This is a genomic window from Polluticoccus soli (assembly GCF_029269745.1).
Classification (GTDB): Bacteria; Bacteroidota; Bacteroidia; order Chitinophagales; family Chitinophagaceae; genus Polluticoccus; species Polluticoccus soli.
Genome location: NZ_JARJHT010000001.1, coordinates 885,090 through 901,457, shown reverse-complemented (window position 1 = coordinate 901,457; position 16,368 = coordinate 885,090). Strand labels below are relative to the sequence as shown.

General features: G+C 46.2%; 12 protein-coding genes. 7 read left to right on the top strand and 5 right to left on the bottom strand.

Features of this window, described 5'->3' with window-relative positions; genetic code table 11:
• Window positions 1-5: 5 nt before the first annotated feature.
• Window positions 6-842 carry a tetratricopeptide repeat protein gene (locus tag P2W83_RS04105; protein ID WP_276132420.1) on the bottom strand — a complete coding sequence of 279 codons (837 nt, stop codon included), beginning with the start codon at window positions 840-842 and terminating at the stop codon, window positions 6-8.
• A 62-nt stretch (window positions 843-904) separates the two neighbouring features.
• Window positions 905-2,467 (bottom strand): hypothetical protein, encoded by a 1,563-nt coding sequence (locus P2W83_RS04100; RefSeq protein WP_276132419.1) that lies wholly within the window; start codon window positions 2,465-2,467, stop codon window positions 905-907.
• 498 nt (window positions 2,468-2,965) lie between these two features.
• On the opposite strand from P2W83_RS04100, the gene P2W83_RS04095 reads away from it, so the two are divergent.
• From P2W83_RS04095 to P2W83_RS04075, 5 genes are all read left to right on the top strand, one after another.
• Window positions 2,966-3,235, top strand: a complete 270-nt coding sequence (locus P2W83_RS04095; protein ID WP_276132418.1) for a hypothetical protein — start codon at window positions 2,966-2,968, stop codon at window positions 3,233-3,235.
• A 141-nt stretch (window positions 3,236-3,376) separates the two neighbouring features.
• Window positions 3,377-4,120 (top strand): electron transfer flavoprotein subunit beta/FixA family protein, encoded by a 744-nt coding sequence (locus P2W83_RS04090; RefSeq protein ID WP_276132417.1) that lies wholly within the window; start codon window positions 3,377-3,379, stop codon window positions 4,118-4,120.
• 29 nt (window positions 4,121-4,149) lie between these two features.
• Window positions 4,150-5,127 (top strand): electron transfer flavoprotein subunit alpha/FixB family protein, encoded by a 978-nt coding sequence (locus tag P2W83_RS04085; RefSeq protein ID WP_276132416.1) that lies wholly within the window; start codon window positions 4,150-4,152, stop codon window positions 5,125-5,127.
• A 105-nt stretch (window positions 5,128-5,232) separates the two neighbouring features.
• Window positions 5,233-5,880, top strand: coding sequence for a lipoprotein signal peptidase (locus tag P2W83_RS04080; RefSeq protein ID WP_276132415.1), 648 nt, complete (start codon window positions 5,233-5,235; stop codon window positions 5,878-5,880).
• A 2-nt stretch (window positions 5,881-5,882) separates the two neighbouring features.
• On the top strand, window positions 5,883-6,164 hold the full coding sequence (locus P2W83_RS04075; RefSeq protein ID WP_276132414.1) for a cell division protein ZapA: 282 nt from the start codon (window positions 5,883-5,885) through the stop codon (window positions 6,162-6,164).
• Here P2W83_RS04075 and P2W83_RS04070 read toward each other — a convergent pair.
• Window positions 6,161-7,450 (bottom strand): UDP-N-acetylmuramoyl-tripeptide--D-alanyl-D-alanine ligase, encoded by a 1,290-nt coding sequence (locus P2W83_RS04070; RefSeq protein ID WP_276132413.1) that lies wholly within the window; start codon window positions 7,448-7,450, stop codon window positions 6,161-6,163. The genes P2W83_RS04075 and P2W83_RS04070 overlap by 4 nt on opposite strands.
• A 75-nt stretch (window positions 7,451-7,525) precedes the next feature.
• On the bottom strand, window positions 7,526-9,055 hold the full coding sequence (locus tag P2W83_RS04065) for an SUMF1/EgtB/PvdO family nonheme iron enzyme (protein WP_276132412.1): 1,530 nt from the start codon (window positions 9,053-9,055) through the stop codon (window positions 7,526-7,528).
• A gap of 258 nt (window positions 9,056-9,313) precedes the next feature.
• Between P2W83_RS04065 and porU the strand changes: the two genes are divergently transcribed.
• Window positions 9,314-13,054, top strand: coding sequence for a type IX secretion system sortase PorU (porU, locus tag P2W83_RS04060; RefSeq protein ID WP_276132411.1), 3,741 nt, complete (start codon window positions 9,314-9,316; stop codon window positions 13,052-13,054).
• Between the two features lie 109 nt (window positions 13,055-13,163).
• Complete coding sequence (porV, locus tag P2W83_RS04055; protein ID WP_276132410.1) at window positions 13,164-14,372, top strand: type IX secretion system outer membrane channel protein PorV; 1,209 nt, start codon at window positions 13,164-13,166, stop codon at window positions 14,370-14,372.
• A gap of 51 nt (window positions 14,373-14,423) precedes the next feature.
• Here porV and P2W83_RS04050 read toward each other — a convergent pair whose 3' ends face one another.
• Complete coding sequence (locus P2W83_RS04050) at window positions 14,424-16,325, bottom strand: ABC-F family ATP-binding cassette domain-containing protein (RefSeq protein ID WP_276132409.1); 1,902 nt, start codon at window positions 16,323-16,325, stop codon at window positions 14,424-14,426.
• Between the last annotated feature and the right edge of the window lie 43 nt (window positions 16,326-16,368).

The window sequence follows — 16,368 nt, the reverse complement described above, 5'->3', positions numbered from 1 at the left end:
ATAGCTTATAGTTGCCGGACCATACGATAGAGTTCCGATTTTTTCAGGACAGCGACTATTCGCTCTTTTTCTGAGACCGAGGGAAGTTCTAAACTGTATTTGTAGACCTCGTCTTCATATGGGCCCGGTAAGCCCCGGTAGAAATAACCGATCTTTACTCCAAGGAAATTGAAGAAACAATATACCATTGTGTCTTGTCTTGTATCTGTTCGATCATATACAGTATCGAGAGAATAGTTTTCGATAGCCTTTTCGATTTGTTGATTCAGCGTATTAGCATTGTCGTATTTGCTAAAAATTTCGCTAAGCCTTTCCGATGCAGAGGCTCCATACTCACCTTCATAACCGCGCTTTGTAAACGGTACATATGTTAGTAATAGTCTTTCGGCATCGCGGACCTGGTTTAATTTCAAATGCAGGTTTGCGCGTCTGATCGCAGAGCCTTCCCGGGCTAAATCCTCTCCAGTTCCACAGCCGTGAAATATACTCAGCGCAGTATCTTCAGCGTAGAGAAAGTATAGTGCAGAATCATAGTTGCCGGTTTTTTCGTAAAGGTCAATTAACTGCTTTAATGAATGAACTGCAGTGCCAAAGTCACTAAGCACCGTGTCTCTGGGTGGCAATTGTTCATCCTGGCCCAAGATCGAACGTCTGTACGCGCTGATTGCCAACCGGTCATCGCCTTTTTTTTCATGCACTTGACCGAGGAAGTAGTATGCGTCCGTACAAAATCTGCTCCTGGGAAAGTGTTCGACCAGGTAGCTAAAATTTGTCAGTACTATGGAATCGGATATAGATGTATCGGAAACGTGTATCGTCTCGTAGTAGTAGTCTTCAGCCATTTTTTGACCCCGCGCGTTAGCGGTAGCTGCAATGCAAAATATAACCAGGAGAACTAGTCGTATCATAAACTCAGTTTATAACGATAAATATTACTTCCATCCCTTGCGTAAAGAATGAATTGATCGGCACCAAGTTGAAAATTTGGGGAGAGCTTGTAGCGTAGCGGACCTTCAAAGGGTATGCTTCTTGGCCAGGCTCTTTTTCGATGGTTTATCGTAAGCTCATATTTCTCTTCACCGGTTTGCTGCAATATCCAATAGCCATGGTCATTAACTTTTGCATGAATTACGTTCCCGTTCCAGTTCTCAATCCTGGCTAGCGGTGGTGAGAGTGTGTTATTATAGACGACATACGACACGCTGTCTATCGAAAGAATGGGAAGGTATGCTCTGTTTCTTTCACTTATCCAGACCTGGCTGTTTTCCATAAATGCAAACCGTGAAACATGACAGCGGCCAAGTAACCTGTCATTCTCATAAACATATACCGAATCATCTGTCTCGTAATAGCAAAACGTGTTCCCGTTGATGTCGATGTTTATAGGTTTGGCACGTACACCGTGTTTTGACAACGGCGTTACGATCTCCTTTCCATTTATGTTTTTGTAGAGGTAGTAGTCTCGCAGCCCGAAGAAAGCGTACTGCCCGGATGAATCAATGGTCGGCAGGCTTATTTCTTCGTAGGGCATGTCTTTTCCCACACCATTAAAACATATTCTTGTAGGAGGCAATGCCCGGGATTGCGGCCACGCACGCGCCTGCCTCGGGCTAAGCCGGTATCCAAAAACGGTGTTGCCTTTTATTAATACCGCTACCGTATTGCCCTCAGTTGGTTTGTCGAAGACGGGCAAGCTTAATAAATTTTTATGCTTAAAATTGCCATAATAGCCTACGGTGTCCTGGTCGTCGTATCGAAAATAGTTGAGGCCCCATGGATTCGAAGGGCACAGTATTTTATGAGGTTCATGGCGAAGGGCATTAAAATGAGATCGTTCGCCAACAAAATAACCAAGACCATAAACATAATTACCCATGTCATCAATATCCAACATGCCATAATAATGATGTGAGCTATCAATTAGCTTACCGTCTATATGCAGGTAATTCCACTTGCCTTTCTTTACAGTATACAGCGCGATTCCATTTTCACTAAAAGTGCACCAACGTGTAGCTCCAAGAGTGCGTTCAAGATAATCCGACTTGTGTACTGTGGCTATATTGATGCCGTTAATATAATAGCGAAAGCTATCGCCGACTGATACAGCATACGCGCACCCGCCTTCAGTCAAATTCTGGTGAACAGTGCCCAAATATGGGCCATATACAGCAGAAGTATTGGCGTGCTGAACTAATCTTTCTCCGGTGGTTCCGTTCCTATAAACATTAGATGTTCTCCTCTCGTAGATCAAAGGAGGACCATATTTTCCTGCTTTTGTCAATAAAAACTCTGAGTCACGATCATAGTAACAGTATTCATTGCCTGATCCGAAGCTCATCTGTGCGTTTAGCAAGCGCTCGGCGCTGGTATCAGGTAATACCATTACCAGTTGTTTCTCAACCTTTTGAGCCGATGCGGTGACAAAAGAAAGAAGAAAGATCGGCAGCCATATTGTCCGTGCGATCATCAAACTGCTTGGTTTCTTTAAAGTTACAAATTATTGGCAGTTTATAGGTCTGTCTTCTCATTCCCCGCCGGGTTTCCTGCATAGTGCCCCGGCGGAATCATGGAACTGAAGGCCATTGTTTAAAGGACGCTACTTTGTGTCTTTATAAAATGGGTAAATTATTGTATATTTGTAATAATTAAAACTGTAGATCCACACACTGTCATCCCGAGCATCCACAGCTACATTAAAAGCTTAGTATATCGCGAGGGAATCCACATAACATCGGATCCATCGCAGCAACTTTTTCTTTCAGATCGACTTCAATAACCCGAAATGATAGCAAAAGCCACAGGGGGTGCCGGTATGGCAACAAATTGACACAAATTGGCGGTCAAACGCAATCCTGGCGCAATTCTACGAAACCAGCCTGCGGTCATTTGTAACAAAACCAAAAACACCTGAAACGACGCAAAAAAACTAACACTTTCGACCTGAAACCCTTATCAACACTATAACATGAAGCGTAATACTGTTTTAAACTCACCCTCGGAATGTTTGCATGGTTCAGGTGCTTCATTGTTACAAACTAACAGCAAGTTGTTCCCTACTGTTTGTATTCCGAGACTCCAAATAGCAACAAAGGCAACAAAAGCCATGGATATGATGGTAACCCTTCAACCGCAACCAATTGCTGCTCAATCACTCAAGCCCACGACCGCCGAAATGCGAGAACAGAAAAGCGAAAATCATGACAAAAACGGCAACAAAAGTTATCAATACATATAAGAAAAGCCAAAGCGACGAAGCGTGGACACGAAAACCGTCAACGGCCAGTTGGTTCCCAATTGGAAAACGGCGCATTTTGCCTTAGGTTTGCAACGATTTTCCGGGGCCTTGAGCCTTTTATATTAATAAATCTGACTTCTGATGAAGATATTAGTTTGTATCAGTCAGGTACCTGACACTACTACAAAGATCGCGTTCAGCGATAATAACACAGTTTTCAATACACAAGGCGTAACCTTCATTATCAATCCATACGATGAATGGTATTCGCTGGTGCGCGCCCTCGAGCTGAAAGAAGCTGGTGTGGCTACAGCTGTTAACCTGGTAACGGTAGGCAAGGCCGACGTAGAACCGGTTATACGTAAAGCACTGGCCCTGGGCGGCGACGAAGCTATCCGCATCGATGCAGACAGCAACGACCCTTATGTGATTGCTTCTGAGATAGCTGCATACGCCAAGAGCGAGAACTACGACCTGGTACTTTGCGGTAAAGAAACCATCGACTATAACAATGGCGCCGTAGGCCCAATGCTGGCTGAGCTGCTGGATATGAACTTCATTGGCTTTGCAACAAAAGTTGACGTAGCTGGTGGTGTTGCTACAGTAACCCGCGAGATCGAAGGTGGTGAAGAAGTAGATAGCAGCGCGCTGCCGCTGGTTATCTCTTGCCAGAAAGGTGTAGCCGAAGCCCGCATCCCTAACATGCGCGGTATCATGGCTGCCCGTACCAAGCCTTTGAAAGTGGTTGCTTCAGCTAACGTAGCTCCACTGAGCACGATCGTTTCTTACGATCTGCCACCGGCTAAGACCGGCGTGAAGATGTTCACGGCAGAAGACATGGATGCACTGGTAAGCGCCCTGCACACCGACGCAAAAGTTATTTAATCATTTAAAGTTTCAACTCAAGATATTTTATGTCAGTTATCGTTTTAGCAGAACACGCACAGGGAAGCTTTAAAAAGAAAGCTTTCGAAGCGATACAATACGCGTCAGGCATCGCTCAAACCCTGGGTACTTCAGTTACTGCTGTAGTACTGGGTACAGCCAGCGAAGCTGCCCTGCAACAACTGGGTGCTTATGGCGCTCAAAAAGTGTTGCACGTATCAGATGCTCGCCTGGACAACCTCAACTCACGTGCTTATACAAAAGCTTTGATCGCTGCCGCTGAAAAAGAAGGCGCAAAAGTGATCATCGCTACTCACGATGTTACCGGCAGGGCAGTAGCTCCCCGCGTAGCAGCTCGTTTGAAAGCTGGTCTTATCGCAGGCGCGGTATCACACCCTGATACTTCTAAAGGCTTCGTGATCAAGAAGAACGTATTTGCAGGTAAAGGCATCGCTTACCTGAACATCACTAGTGATGTAAAAGTGGTTACACTGATGCCGAACACTTTCCCTGTAAAGAAAGGCGAAGGCACTGCTGCTGTTGAAGCGCTGAGCGTAAGCTTTGATGACAAAGACTTCGGCGTAACAGTAAAAGAAGTGAACAAAGTAACAGGCGCAGTACCACTGGCAGAAGCTGAACTGGTAGTATCAGGCGGCCGCGGTATGAAAGGTCCTGAGAACTGGGGTGTGCTGGAAGACCTGGCAGGCAGCCTGGGTGCAGCGCTGGCTTGCTCTCGTCCTGTGGCAGATTCACACTGGCGTCCTCACCACGAGCACGTAGGTCAGACAGGTGGTACCATCCGTCCTAACCTGTATATCGCTGTGGGTATCTCTGGTGCCATCCAGCACCTGGCCGGTGTAAACTCTTCTAAAACGATCGTTGTCATCAACAAAGACCCTGAAGCGCCATTCTTCAAAGCCGCAGATTATGGCATCATTGGCGATGCGCTGGAAGTGGTTCCAAAGCTGACAGCAGCAGTTAAGAAGTTCAAAGAAAGCCAGAACTAATTAAGAGATAAACGATGGGGTGGCACTGCCGCCCCATCCAATTTTATACACACCTACCAAAGCCGTAACAATGTATCTTTGGCGGGTACCGGAAAAATATACGAAGTGAAATATCGTAGCGCCTTACTGATCGTTTTCCTGATAATAGTTGCCGACCAGCTGCTTAAGTTCTATATCAAGACCAATTTCTATTATGGCCAGGAGGTGAACATACTGGGCCATTGGTTCAGGCTGCATTTTATAGAGAATGAGGGTATGGCTTTCGGTATGAAGCTGGGTAATGCCGATCTGGGTAAGCTGGTACTTACGCTATTCAGGCTTTGTGCAGTGGCGTTCGGTTTCTACCTGCTCAAGCGTATTGTTGACAGGCGCTATACCCGCGGCGCTATCGTTTGCGGTGCGTTGATCCTTGCAGGTGCGCTCGGCAACCTGATCGACAGTATCTTCTACGGCCAGATATTCACGGAGAGCACTTTCCACAGGGCGCAGCTTGTGGCATTTGGCCAGGGATATGGTAAGTTATTCCACGGCAGGGTAGTAGACATGCTTTATTTCCCGCTTATAGACACTACATGGCCTAAATGGATGCCTATGATAGGCGGTAGGGAACTGGTGTTCTTTGAGCCTGTATTCAACCTTGCCGATGCTGCTATCTCTACGGGGGTACTGGTGCTGCTGTTCTTCCAGAAGCGATTTGTGCACACACGCATTTCGACCCCTAAAACAAAAAAGCCTGAAACGGTAACCAACTAGCCATGTCAGACCAACTCATTTCGATCAACGTATGGCTGGCCGGGCGTAGTTACCGGATACGCATCAAGCCGCATGAAGAAGAGGCGGTGCGTAAGGCTGTGAAGGTTGCCGATGATAAGATCATAGAGATGCGTACGCATTACGCCGGTAAAGACGACCAGGATTTCATTGCTATGTGCCTGCTCATGTACGCTGCAGATAGTGCCATAGAGTCGCACCACAACCCGGTTGCGCAGTCTGAAATAAATAATTTGATCAAAAAGATAGACGCAGCCCTCTACTAGGCCGGCAGCGCTTCCAGCAACACTTCCATCTTACTTCCCCGTGAGCCTTTGATGAGGATGGCGGCATCGTTTGGTTGATTAGCCTTAACGAACTCAGCGGCCTCGGCTGATGTATCGAACCTCTGGTAGTCGCCATTGAGCCCATTGAATTCCTTACCTACCAGTAGCACGTTTTTCCATTGGTATTGGTTGATGAAGTCTACGAGCTCCTTATGCTCTTTTTGTTCATCAGGGCCCATCTCTTTCATGCCACCCAGCCACAGCATTTTATCTGTGAGGTGTGCAGCAGCAAAATTCTGGATAGCTGCGCGCATGCTGGTAGGGTTTGCGTTATAGGCGTCAAGGATGACCTTATTAGAGCCTTTTTGCAGCCACTGAGAACGACTGTTGTCGGGTGAGTAGTTGGCGATTGCTTCTTTGATGCTGTCGATGCCGATACCAAAGTGTAGACCTACCGCGGTTGCTACCATTACGTTCGGGAAGTTATAGTCACCTACCAGTTGGGTGTTAAGGGTTGTCTCTGCTCCTGTTGACAGTACAGCTACCTTAAGGAATACATCGTCCATTATGGGCTTGCCTATGTACTGGGCATTAGCGCTGCCATAGGTTACCTGGTCGGCAATGCCATTAGCCATATCTTTCAGGTAGTCCAGGTCGGTATTACGGAAAATAGAGCCGCCATTCTCGCGCAGAAAGTCGTAAAGTTCGCCCTTGCCTTTACGCACGCCCTCAATACCGCCAAAACCCTCGATATGCGCTTTCCCACAGTTGGTAATGATACCATGAGTAGGCAGAGCTATCTGGCAGTAGCTGGCTATTTCCTTTTGGTGGTTAGCGCCCATCTCTATCACGGCCATCTGCGCGTCCTTGCCGATCTTCAGAAGTGTGAGTGGTACACCGATATGATTATTGAGATTGCCCTCCGTGGCATATGTTACGAACTTCTGCTTCAGCACCGTGGTTACCAGTTCTTTGGTAGTTGTTTTGCCGTTAGAGCCGGTTATAGCAATGAAGGGTATGTCAAATTGCTGACGATGATGCTTAGCCAGTCGCTGCAAGGCCGTGAGTACATCGTCTACAACAATGTACTTGTCACTCTCCGCATAAGCGCTATCGTCGATTACAGCATAGGCTGCACCTTGTTCCAAAGCTTGCTTGGCGTATGTATTTCCATTAAAATTTGGTCCTTTCAGTGCAAAGAAGATATCGCCTTGCCTAAGCTTGCGTGTGTCTGTCTGTACTGATAAATGTGCCAGATAGATATTGTATAGCTCCTGTATAATCAACTTGCCTAGTTTAGGGTATAAAAATAAAGAACCCCTTTCGATTGAAAGGGGTTCTTTTTATGAGAAGATCTTCAATTATTTGTTTGGCCTTCTTCCGCTCCTACCGAAGTAGTTGCCAGCTTTCTCATCGTTGCGGCCGTTAGGAGAACCCAGGCGGTCCATTACCAGACGGAAACCAACAGAAGAGCTAGATTGGTTAGCCTGCATGTAGCGGCGGGTACCAGGAGACATCCAGTAAGCGCGATCATTCCAAGATGCACCTTTGTATACTTTTGCGTTGTTGCTCACCAGTGTGTTAGTACCGTAGTTGTAAGAGAACTGAGAAGAGCTGTCACCATCCTGGTAGTCGCGCAGATCAGTAGTGTTACCATCAAACTGTTCTTTTGCAGCCATCTCTTCAGCTGTCATCACACGTGTAGGCAGATGACCCAGGCTATCTTTCTCTTCCAATGTGTAGTCTTCAGCAATGCGTTTGTGAGCCTCGTAAACGTTACCACGGAAAGGACGGAAATCGTTCAGATTTTCTGCGGCTGGGCGGTAAGTATCCATTACCCACTCACTCACGTTGCCTGCCATGTTGTACAGACCATAAGAGTTAGGCATATAAGAATATACTGGACCAGGAATATCAGCGTTGTCGTTCAGACCACCTGCCAGACCCATCGCATCACCTTTACCGCGTTTGAAGTTTCCGAAGAATTCACCTTGGTAAGAGTTACGCAAGCCATAGCGTGTAGTATACGCGTCACCCCAAGGATATACGTTGCGGTCAGTAATAACCTCTTCACCACGACGGCGTTTAGTTTCAGGCTCTGGGTTGTTGCCAATGTTGCCATAAGCAGCATATTCCCACTCAGCTTCCGTTGGGAGACGGTAAGAAGGCAACAGGTAGCCATCAGAATAGGTAAGGTTACGACGACCAGAGCTTTGCGGATCTAAATCGCGCTTGCGGCTTCTGCCCGGAGTGCCTTCGTATTGACCGTAAACATAAGTTTCGGTATTGAATACGTCCTCGTTCACCTGGTTAGCATTGCGCTTCAGGAAACCATTTTTGATCAGGATATATTCGTTCACGCGATCAGTGCGCCATTTAGCAAATTCGTTAGCCTGGTTCCAGCTTACACCAACCACCGGATAGTAGTCGTATGCAGCGTGACGCAGGTAGTACTGAACCAGCGGTTCGTTGTACGAAAGCGCCTTGCGCCATGTTGTTGTATCAGGCAACGCTTTAACCATTATTTCCGGATAGTCAGATCCGTAAGTACGGCCCAGCCAGAAAAGATATTCGCGGTAATGAACGTTAGCAACCTCTGTCTCATCCATGTAGAAAGACGAAACTGAAACAGTATGGGGCTCGTTGTTGCGCTCCATTACCAGGTCTTCTTCGGTTTGCCCCATAGTAAAGCGGCCGCCTTCTACGAATGTCAGGCCCGGACCAGTTTGCTGTCCAGGGTAATTGGCTACATCGAAACCACCCAGGCGCGGATCGTTGTAATCCCAGCCGGTCGTTTGCGATACACCGACAGATTTTTTCGAGGAGCAGGCCGAGAGAAAAGTGGCCGCCCCGATGCAAAGCATGCTAACGCCGATGAGAGATCTTTTCATAATCAGAGAAAAATATTTTCTACAAATTGGTTTGAACAATTGATAAAGTGATTACAATGATAGAGCATTCTTTTCAAAATGTCAAGCTTTCAAACTTGCAGCAAAAAAAAATATCAGTTTCCTATGCCGCAGGCCATTATCGTAATAATATGCTAAGTTTTACGTTCTAATGATGATTCACTTACCGGGCCCGGCAATAGAATCAGCCGATTAACTTAACTTTGAAAACGTGCAGTGTACTGCAATATAATCAGAAAAATGAAGAAACTTACTATTGGCTTATCGCTTCTACTGGCAAACCTTCCGGTTTTCGCCGATTTTAACAATACCTATCAAGTTTCGCATAAAGATATTACGAATGGATATGTTGTAAAGAAGGTTTGGCTGCAAAACTACGCGGTGCCTAAAGTGCGGCTGACCGGAGTCTCCTACAAAACGGGCGTTCCCTTGCCCGAGGAAGCGTTGCCCGGCAATGCCGATAATTTCGATATTATACTTGGTAAGGATCGTAAGCGTCCTTTTGCCCTCGTTCGCATACCTGCTTTTGCCTACGAAAACGGGGTTGTTAAACAGCTAAGTGCGGTAACAGTCGAGGTATCGGAAAACAAGGCGACCGAGCCGCCTCCGGTTGCTGCTAAGACAACTGCATTGCCTTCGGTATTGGCGAGTGGTAGTTGGTATAAAGTTGCGGTGAGCAACACAGGGCTTTTCAAGATCGATTATGAGTTCGTAACACAAAAACTTGGGGTCAGCGCCTCGTCGATCAATCCCGCAAATATCAGGGTGTTTGGAAATGGAGGAAGAATGTTGTCGGAAAACAATGCAGTGCAGCGTAAAACGACAATAGAGGAGGCTGCTATCTGGGTAAACGACGGTGGTGATGGTAGTTTCGGACCTGGAGATTACTTTGTATTTTATGCAATGGGACCTACGGGTTGGGATATAGACAGCTCGAAAGGCAGTTTCCGTCATGTAAAAAACCTATACGAGGATAAGGGCTACTATTTTATCAATTTTGATATTGGACCCGGAAAACGGGTTTCAGGTCAGCAGGAGTCGCTGCAGGCTAATGTTACAACGAGCACCGCCAACGGATATGCGTTGTATGAAAATGATCTGTTCAATCCTGGTAAATTCGGCAAGTCGTGGTATGGCGAAGACTTCGGTACCGACGGAGGAAAGCAAAGCACCCGGGAAATTGAAATGGAGATCGGTCCGGTAGTTGAGGCCTCATTCAATATACAGGTGGCATCACGCTGTCCGGCCTCTCTCAATATTTTCAATATATTTCTTGACAATCAACCACTGCCCCAGGCGCAGTTAGGTGCCTCTTTCCGTACTGATGATGACAGGCCTGTGGATGTAGTGGATGTAAACTGGGTGGGCCCATATTCAAATAGTAAGCCCAAATTAAAATTCACCTACCAACCAGGCGCCAGCAACTGTACCGGTTATCTTGACTATGTTGAGGTGAACACCAAGCGTGCACTTTATTTTGATAAAGAAGAATTCAGCTTCCGCGACTGGAATTCCGTAAAAGCCGGCAATGTTGTCGGGTACCAGATCAGTAATGCTGTCGCAGGTACTCAAGTGTGGGACGTAACAGACCCACATAATCCAGTTCGGATGAATGGAACATTGACTGGCAGCACTTTTGCATTTAATCAAACCGCCAATGTGCTCCACGAATTTGCGGCAATGAAGAGCAGCAATTTGCCGCAGCCTGAATACGTTGGCAGCGTACCTAATCAAAACCTGGTGGGCAATGACGCTGTGGATTATATTATCGTAGCGTATCCTGATTTTGTTGGTGCTGCAAATCAACTGGCAGATTTTCACCGCCAGCGTAGCGGCATGAAAGTGCTGGTGGCTAGTACACAACAGGTGTATAATGAATTCTCATCTGGTGGCCAGGATATTTCTGGTATCCGTGATTTTGCACGTTATTTTTATGATCGCGCTGGAAGTGATTCCAGCCAGATGCCTCGTTATTTACTGCTGATGGGCGACGCATCGTTCGATTATAAGAATCGAATAAACGGCAATACCAATTTTGTTCCAACATTTGAGTCGGAACAATCGTTGAACTTTATCAATAGTTTTTTGAATGATGACTTTTTTGCGATGCTTGATGATAACGAAAACATTGAGAATACAAGTATTGCCAATACCCTGGATGTCGGTGTAGGCAGGCTGCCAGTGAAAACGCCTGAGGAAGCAAATACTGTCGTTAATAAGATCGTCAATTATAAAAGCGCAGCTTCATTAGGTCCCTGGCGACTATCAACCACGCTTATTGCAGATGATGAGGATAACGCAGGTGCGCATATGACCCATGAGGAGATCATGGATACCATTATTGTTAGCAATAGTGACATTTACAATCATACTAAGGTGTACCAGAATGCCATACCTATGATCTCCACTCCAGGTGGGAAAAGGGCACCTAATGCGAATAAAGCTATCAACGACCAGGTATTTAAGGGGACACTATTACTGAACTATAGTGGTCATGGTAATACCCAGGTTCTGTCCCACGAACGGATATTAACGCAAGACGACTACAATAAATGGAAGAACATTGATAAACTTCCGTTCATGGTGACCGCAACGTGCGATTTCGGACGATTCGACCATCCGGATTATGTGTCAGCAGGCGAACGTTTGGTGTTGAAAAACGACGGTGGCGTTATTGCCATGGTGGTAACAACTCAGCTGGTGTATGCTTATGCCAACCTGATCATCAATAGAGAGTTCCTGGATGCCCAGTTCCAGCATATCAACGGCCGGTGGAATACATTTGGCGATGCGTTTCGCATAGGTAAGAACGTTGTCTATGGCAATAGCGCTACTACCAGTGACATCACCATCAACTTTCGAAAATTTGCGTTGTTAGGAGACCCTGCGCTTGAGCCTAACTTCCCTCAATACTTTATCAATACAGAATCAGTATTGGATGGAGTAACCATGCAGCCGGTGGACTCTATAGGAGCGCTTGGGTCTTATGTTATCAAAGGGAACGTTGCAGACGTGAACGGCAGTGTTCTTGAAGGCTTTAATGGCCGCCTGTCGCTTACTTTCTTCGATAAGCCAAGAACAGTGTCGGTGACCACACAGTATGGAGAAAAAAAGTTTCATGTTCGAAACAATATTATCTACAAGGGAAAGGCAACTGTAACTAACGGACGTTTTTCCATCGCATTTATTGCTCCGAAGGACATTAACTATGAATATGGCAGGGGTAAAATGAGCTTTTATGCAGAAAATGGCAAAACTGATGGTGCGGGATCAGACACAAGCTTCACAGTTGGTGGATTTTCAGACAATCCTGTAATTGAATTCAATGCACCAATCGTAAAGCCGTACATAGGCGATAGCTTATTCCGGAATGGCGGATTGACAGGGCCGAATACGCTGCTGTATGTAATCCTCGAGGACGAGACTGGTATTAACGTATCAGGCAACAGTGTAGGTCACGACCTTACAGCAGTGCTGGATGGCGATATCGCAAATCCTATGGTGATGAACGATTATTATGAGACCGCACCTAATACTTACAAACGTGGTTATGTCAATTTTCCGCTAAGTGGATTGAGCGACGGCTTGCATCGCATTACAGTAAAAGCCTGGGACGTGAACAATAATTCTGGAGAAGGGTATGTTGATTTTGAAGTAGCGGATGGCAAGATCGTGAAAGTTCAAAATCTTATCAATTATCCTAATCCGTTCAGGGATGTGACGCATTTCAGGTTTGAGCATAACCACCCCGATGAAATGTTGAATGCGGAATTAACTATTTATACAAGTGATGGTACTTTGGTTAAAACGCTTAGGCAAAACTTTACTCCAACAGGTAGTCATGCCAACGAAATAACCTGGGATGGTCATTCAGATAGCGGCGTAATGTTGCCGTCCGGAGTGTACATATATCGTATGAAAATATCCACCGCGCAAAGTGTTGAAACTACCGCATACCAAAAACTGGTTATTGTTCGTTAATTGATTGTCTTTGACTATTATTGCATATCTTTCGAAGACTAAAGGGGATATTGCTTGCGTACAGCAAATAAAATTACCTTTGTCTAACTTTAAAATTAATTTTAATAGAATGGCAAAACGTTTTGCTTTTATTGGATTAACGATCGCAGCGGGTTTACTGGCAACCAGCTCTTTCGGCCAAACTAACATCAATGGTACCACAAACACCATCACCACCGCTGTACCCTTTCTAAGAATATCGCCAGATGCCCGTTCAGGCGCTATGGGGGATGTAGGTATTGCTATTAGCCCTGATGCTAACGCTCAGTACTGGAACTTGTCGAAACTTCCGTTTGCCGCAAAACCTTACGGTATATCGATGACCTATACGCCATGGCTTAAAGACCTGGTGCCGGATATATTTCTTGCATATCTTTCAGGCTACTCGAAGTTTGGACAAAACGACAACCAGGCTATCAGTGCGTCATTCAGATATTTCTCTCTTGGGGAGATCAACTATACCGATGCTCAGGGCCAATCGCTCGGCACCGGCAAGCCTAACGAACTTGCGCTGGATCTCGGTTATTCACGCCGCCTGTCTGAAAACCTGTCGGCAGGTCTGGGCTTCAGGTATATCCATTCGGCTATTGCATCTGGTCTGTCTGCAGGCCTGCAGTCTGCACAGTATAGCCCCGGTAATGCAGTAGGCGCTGATCTGGGTGTATACTATACTAAAACAACCGAGATCGACGAATATCGTAACAGGAACCTAAGCCTGGGTGCAATCCTGAGCAACGTTGGTTCTAAGATATCGTACACTTCTACCAGGAGGGATTTCATTCCTATCAACCTTGGCTTAGGTGGTGCGTACACTTACCAGGCAGATGAATACAACAAAGTGACTTTTGCACTTGACCTGAACAAACTATTGGTACCTACTCCAATTGATACTAACACCGACAACGACCCAGTTGATCAGCCTCAGTTTGATCCTCGTAATGATAAGGGCGTTGTGTCTGGCATGCTTGGTTCATTTGGCGATGCGCCGGGTGGTTTCAGCGAAGAGCTGAAAGAATTCCAGGTGTCAGTTGGTGCAGAATACTGGTATCAGAACCAATTTGCTGTTCGTGCCGGGTATTTCTACGAGAACAAAGACAAAGGTGATCGCAAATACCTGACGGTAGGTCTGGGTGTACGTTACCAGGTGTTCAACCTGAACTTTTCTTACCTGATACCTTCAGGTAGCGGAACTAACCGTAATCCACTTTCTAACACACTGCGTTTCTCGCTGCTGTTCGAATTCGATAGGAAAAATAAAGACGCAAGCACAACACCATAATGGTGAAGTTTATAAAAAAGAAAAAAGCGGGCATTGCCCGCTTTTTTCTTTTTACATGTATTCGCTTAGCTCTAACCATCGGAGTTCCTTTTCCTCCAGCAAATTTGTTACCTCAGTTATCCGTGCGCTTAGCTTTTGCAATTCATCATAGGCAAGGCCGGGCTGGCTCATTTTTTCGGATATCTCAGCCTTTTCTTTTTCAAGGGCAGGCATATCCTTCTCCAGTTGTTCAAATTCGCGTTTCTCGTTGAACGAGAGTTTTTTCTTCTCTTTCGCAGGCTTTGCAGGAACAATAGTTTCGACTGTGCTTGCGCTGTCGTCTGCCTGCTGGAAGCTGATAGCTGGTTTCTTTTCTTCCGTCTTTTGCCAGATGCGATAGTCAGAATAGTTGCCAGGAAAGTCGCGTATCTCGCCATTGCCTTCAAACACAAAAAGGTGGTCTACGAGTCTATCCATGAAATACCTGTCGTGCGATACGATAACGAGGCAGCCCTGGTAGTCATTCAGGAAATTCTCGAGTACGGACAATGTGGGCAGGTCGAGATCATTTGTCGGTTCGTCAAGTATCAGGAAGTTGGGGTTGCGGAAAAGGACTGTAAGCATTTGTAAACGCTTTTTTTCGCCACCACTTAATTTCGACAGGTAGGTATATTGCTGTTCGGGTGTGAACAGGAACAACTGCAGGAATTGTGCAGCGCTTAGCGATCCACCTCCGGCTAATGGGAAGCTCTCAGCTATGTTTTTTACATACTCGATGATCCGCATGTCCTCCTTAATAACGAGGCCCTGCTGCGAGAAGTTGCCGAATATTACCGTGTCTCCAATATTTATCTTACCGCTATCGGCTGCTTCATGGCCCTGGAGTATTTGCAAGAAAGTAGATTTACCCGCACCGTTCTTACCCACTATCCCAATACGGTCGCCCTTTTTGAAGGTGTAATCAAAGCCGCGCATGATGACCTTATCGCCATAGCTCTTGTATACTTTCTTCAGTTCTGCGATCTTACCTCCCAGGCGGTTCATCTTCATTTGAAGCTGCACTTTGTTGTCTTCAATGCGTTGCTTGGCGCGCGCCTCTACATCGTAAAAAGCATCTATCCTGCTCCGGGCTTTGGTTGTACGTGCTTTCGGCTGCTTGCGCATCCATTCCAGCTCCTTGCGGTATTCGTTGCGTGCTTTGTCGATACTTGCCTGTTGGCTTTCGATGCGAGCTGCTTTCTTTTCCAGGTAGTTCTCGTAGTCGCCTTTATATTCGTACAACTCACTGCCATCCAGTTCCCAGATCTCGTCGCAAACGGCATCCAGGAAATAGCGATCGTGGGTTACCATTAGCAGCGTCACGTTCTCCTGGTTCAGGTAGTGTTCGAGCCATTCCACCATTTCCACATCAAGATGGTTGGTGGGTTCGTCCATGATCAGCAGCACATGTTTATGCTCGAATCCTATGTCGATTAGCGTCTGCGCCAGGGCAACACGTTTGCGCTGACCACCCGACAATGTTTTTACAGGCTGATCCAGATGATGGATATTCAGCTTGCCCAGTATCTGTTTCACCTTGGCTTCAAACTCCCAGGCACCCAATTCATCTATACGTCCTAAAGCCTCCGACAACTTCACCGGGTCTTTTTCTTCAGCATCAAGTATGCGCTCATAATCTCTAAGGGCTTCAGCAACCGGGTGCTTATAATGAAAGATGTTGTCGACAACAGACAGGTCTTCGTTGAAAACAGGTTCCTGTTCAAACAACGCAACCGTCACATCTTTGTGTATCCATACATTGCCGCTGTCTGGCTGGTCTTTACCCGCAAGGATCTTCAATAACGTCGATTTCCCGCTGCCATTTTTCGCGACTAGCGAGATCTTGTCGCCCTCGCTGATATGAAATGATATATCCTGGAACAGCGGTTTAATTCCAAACGACTTGCTAATACCTTCAGCCGAAACATAATGCATAGGCGCAAAGATACTACGGCAGCGGGTATGGCATTAGAGTAAG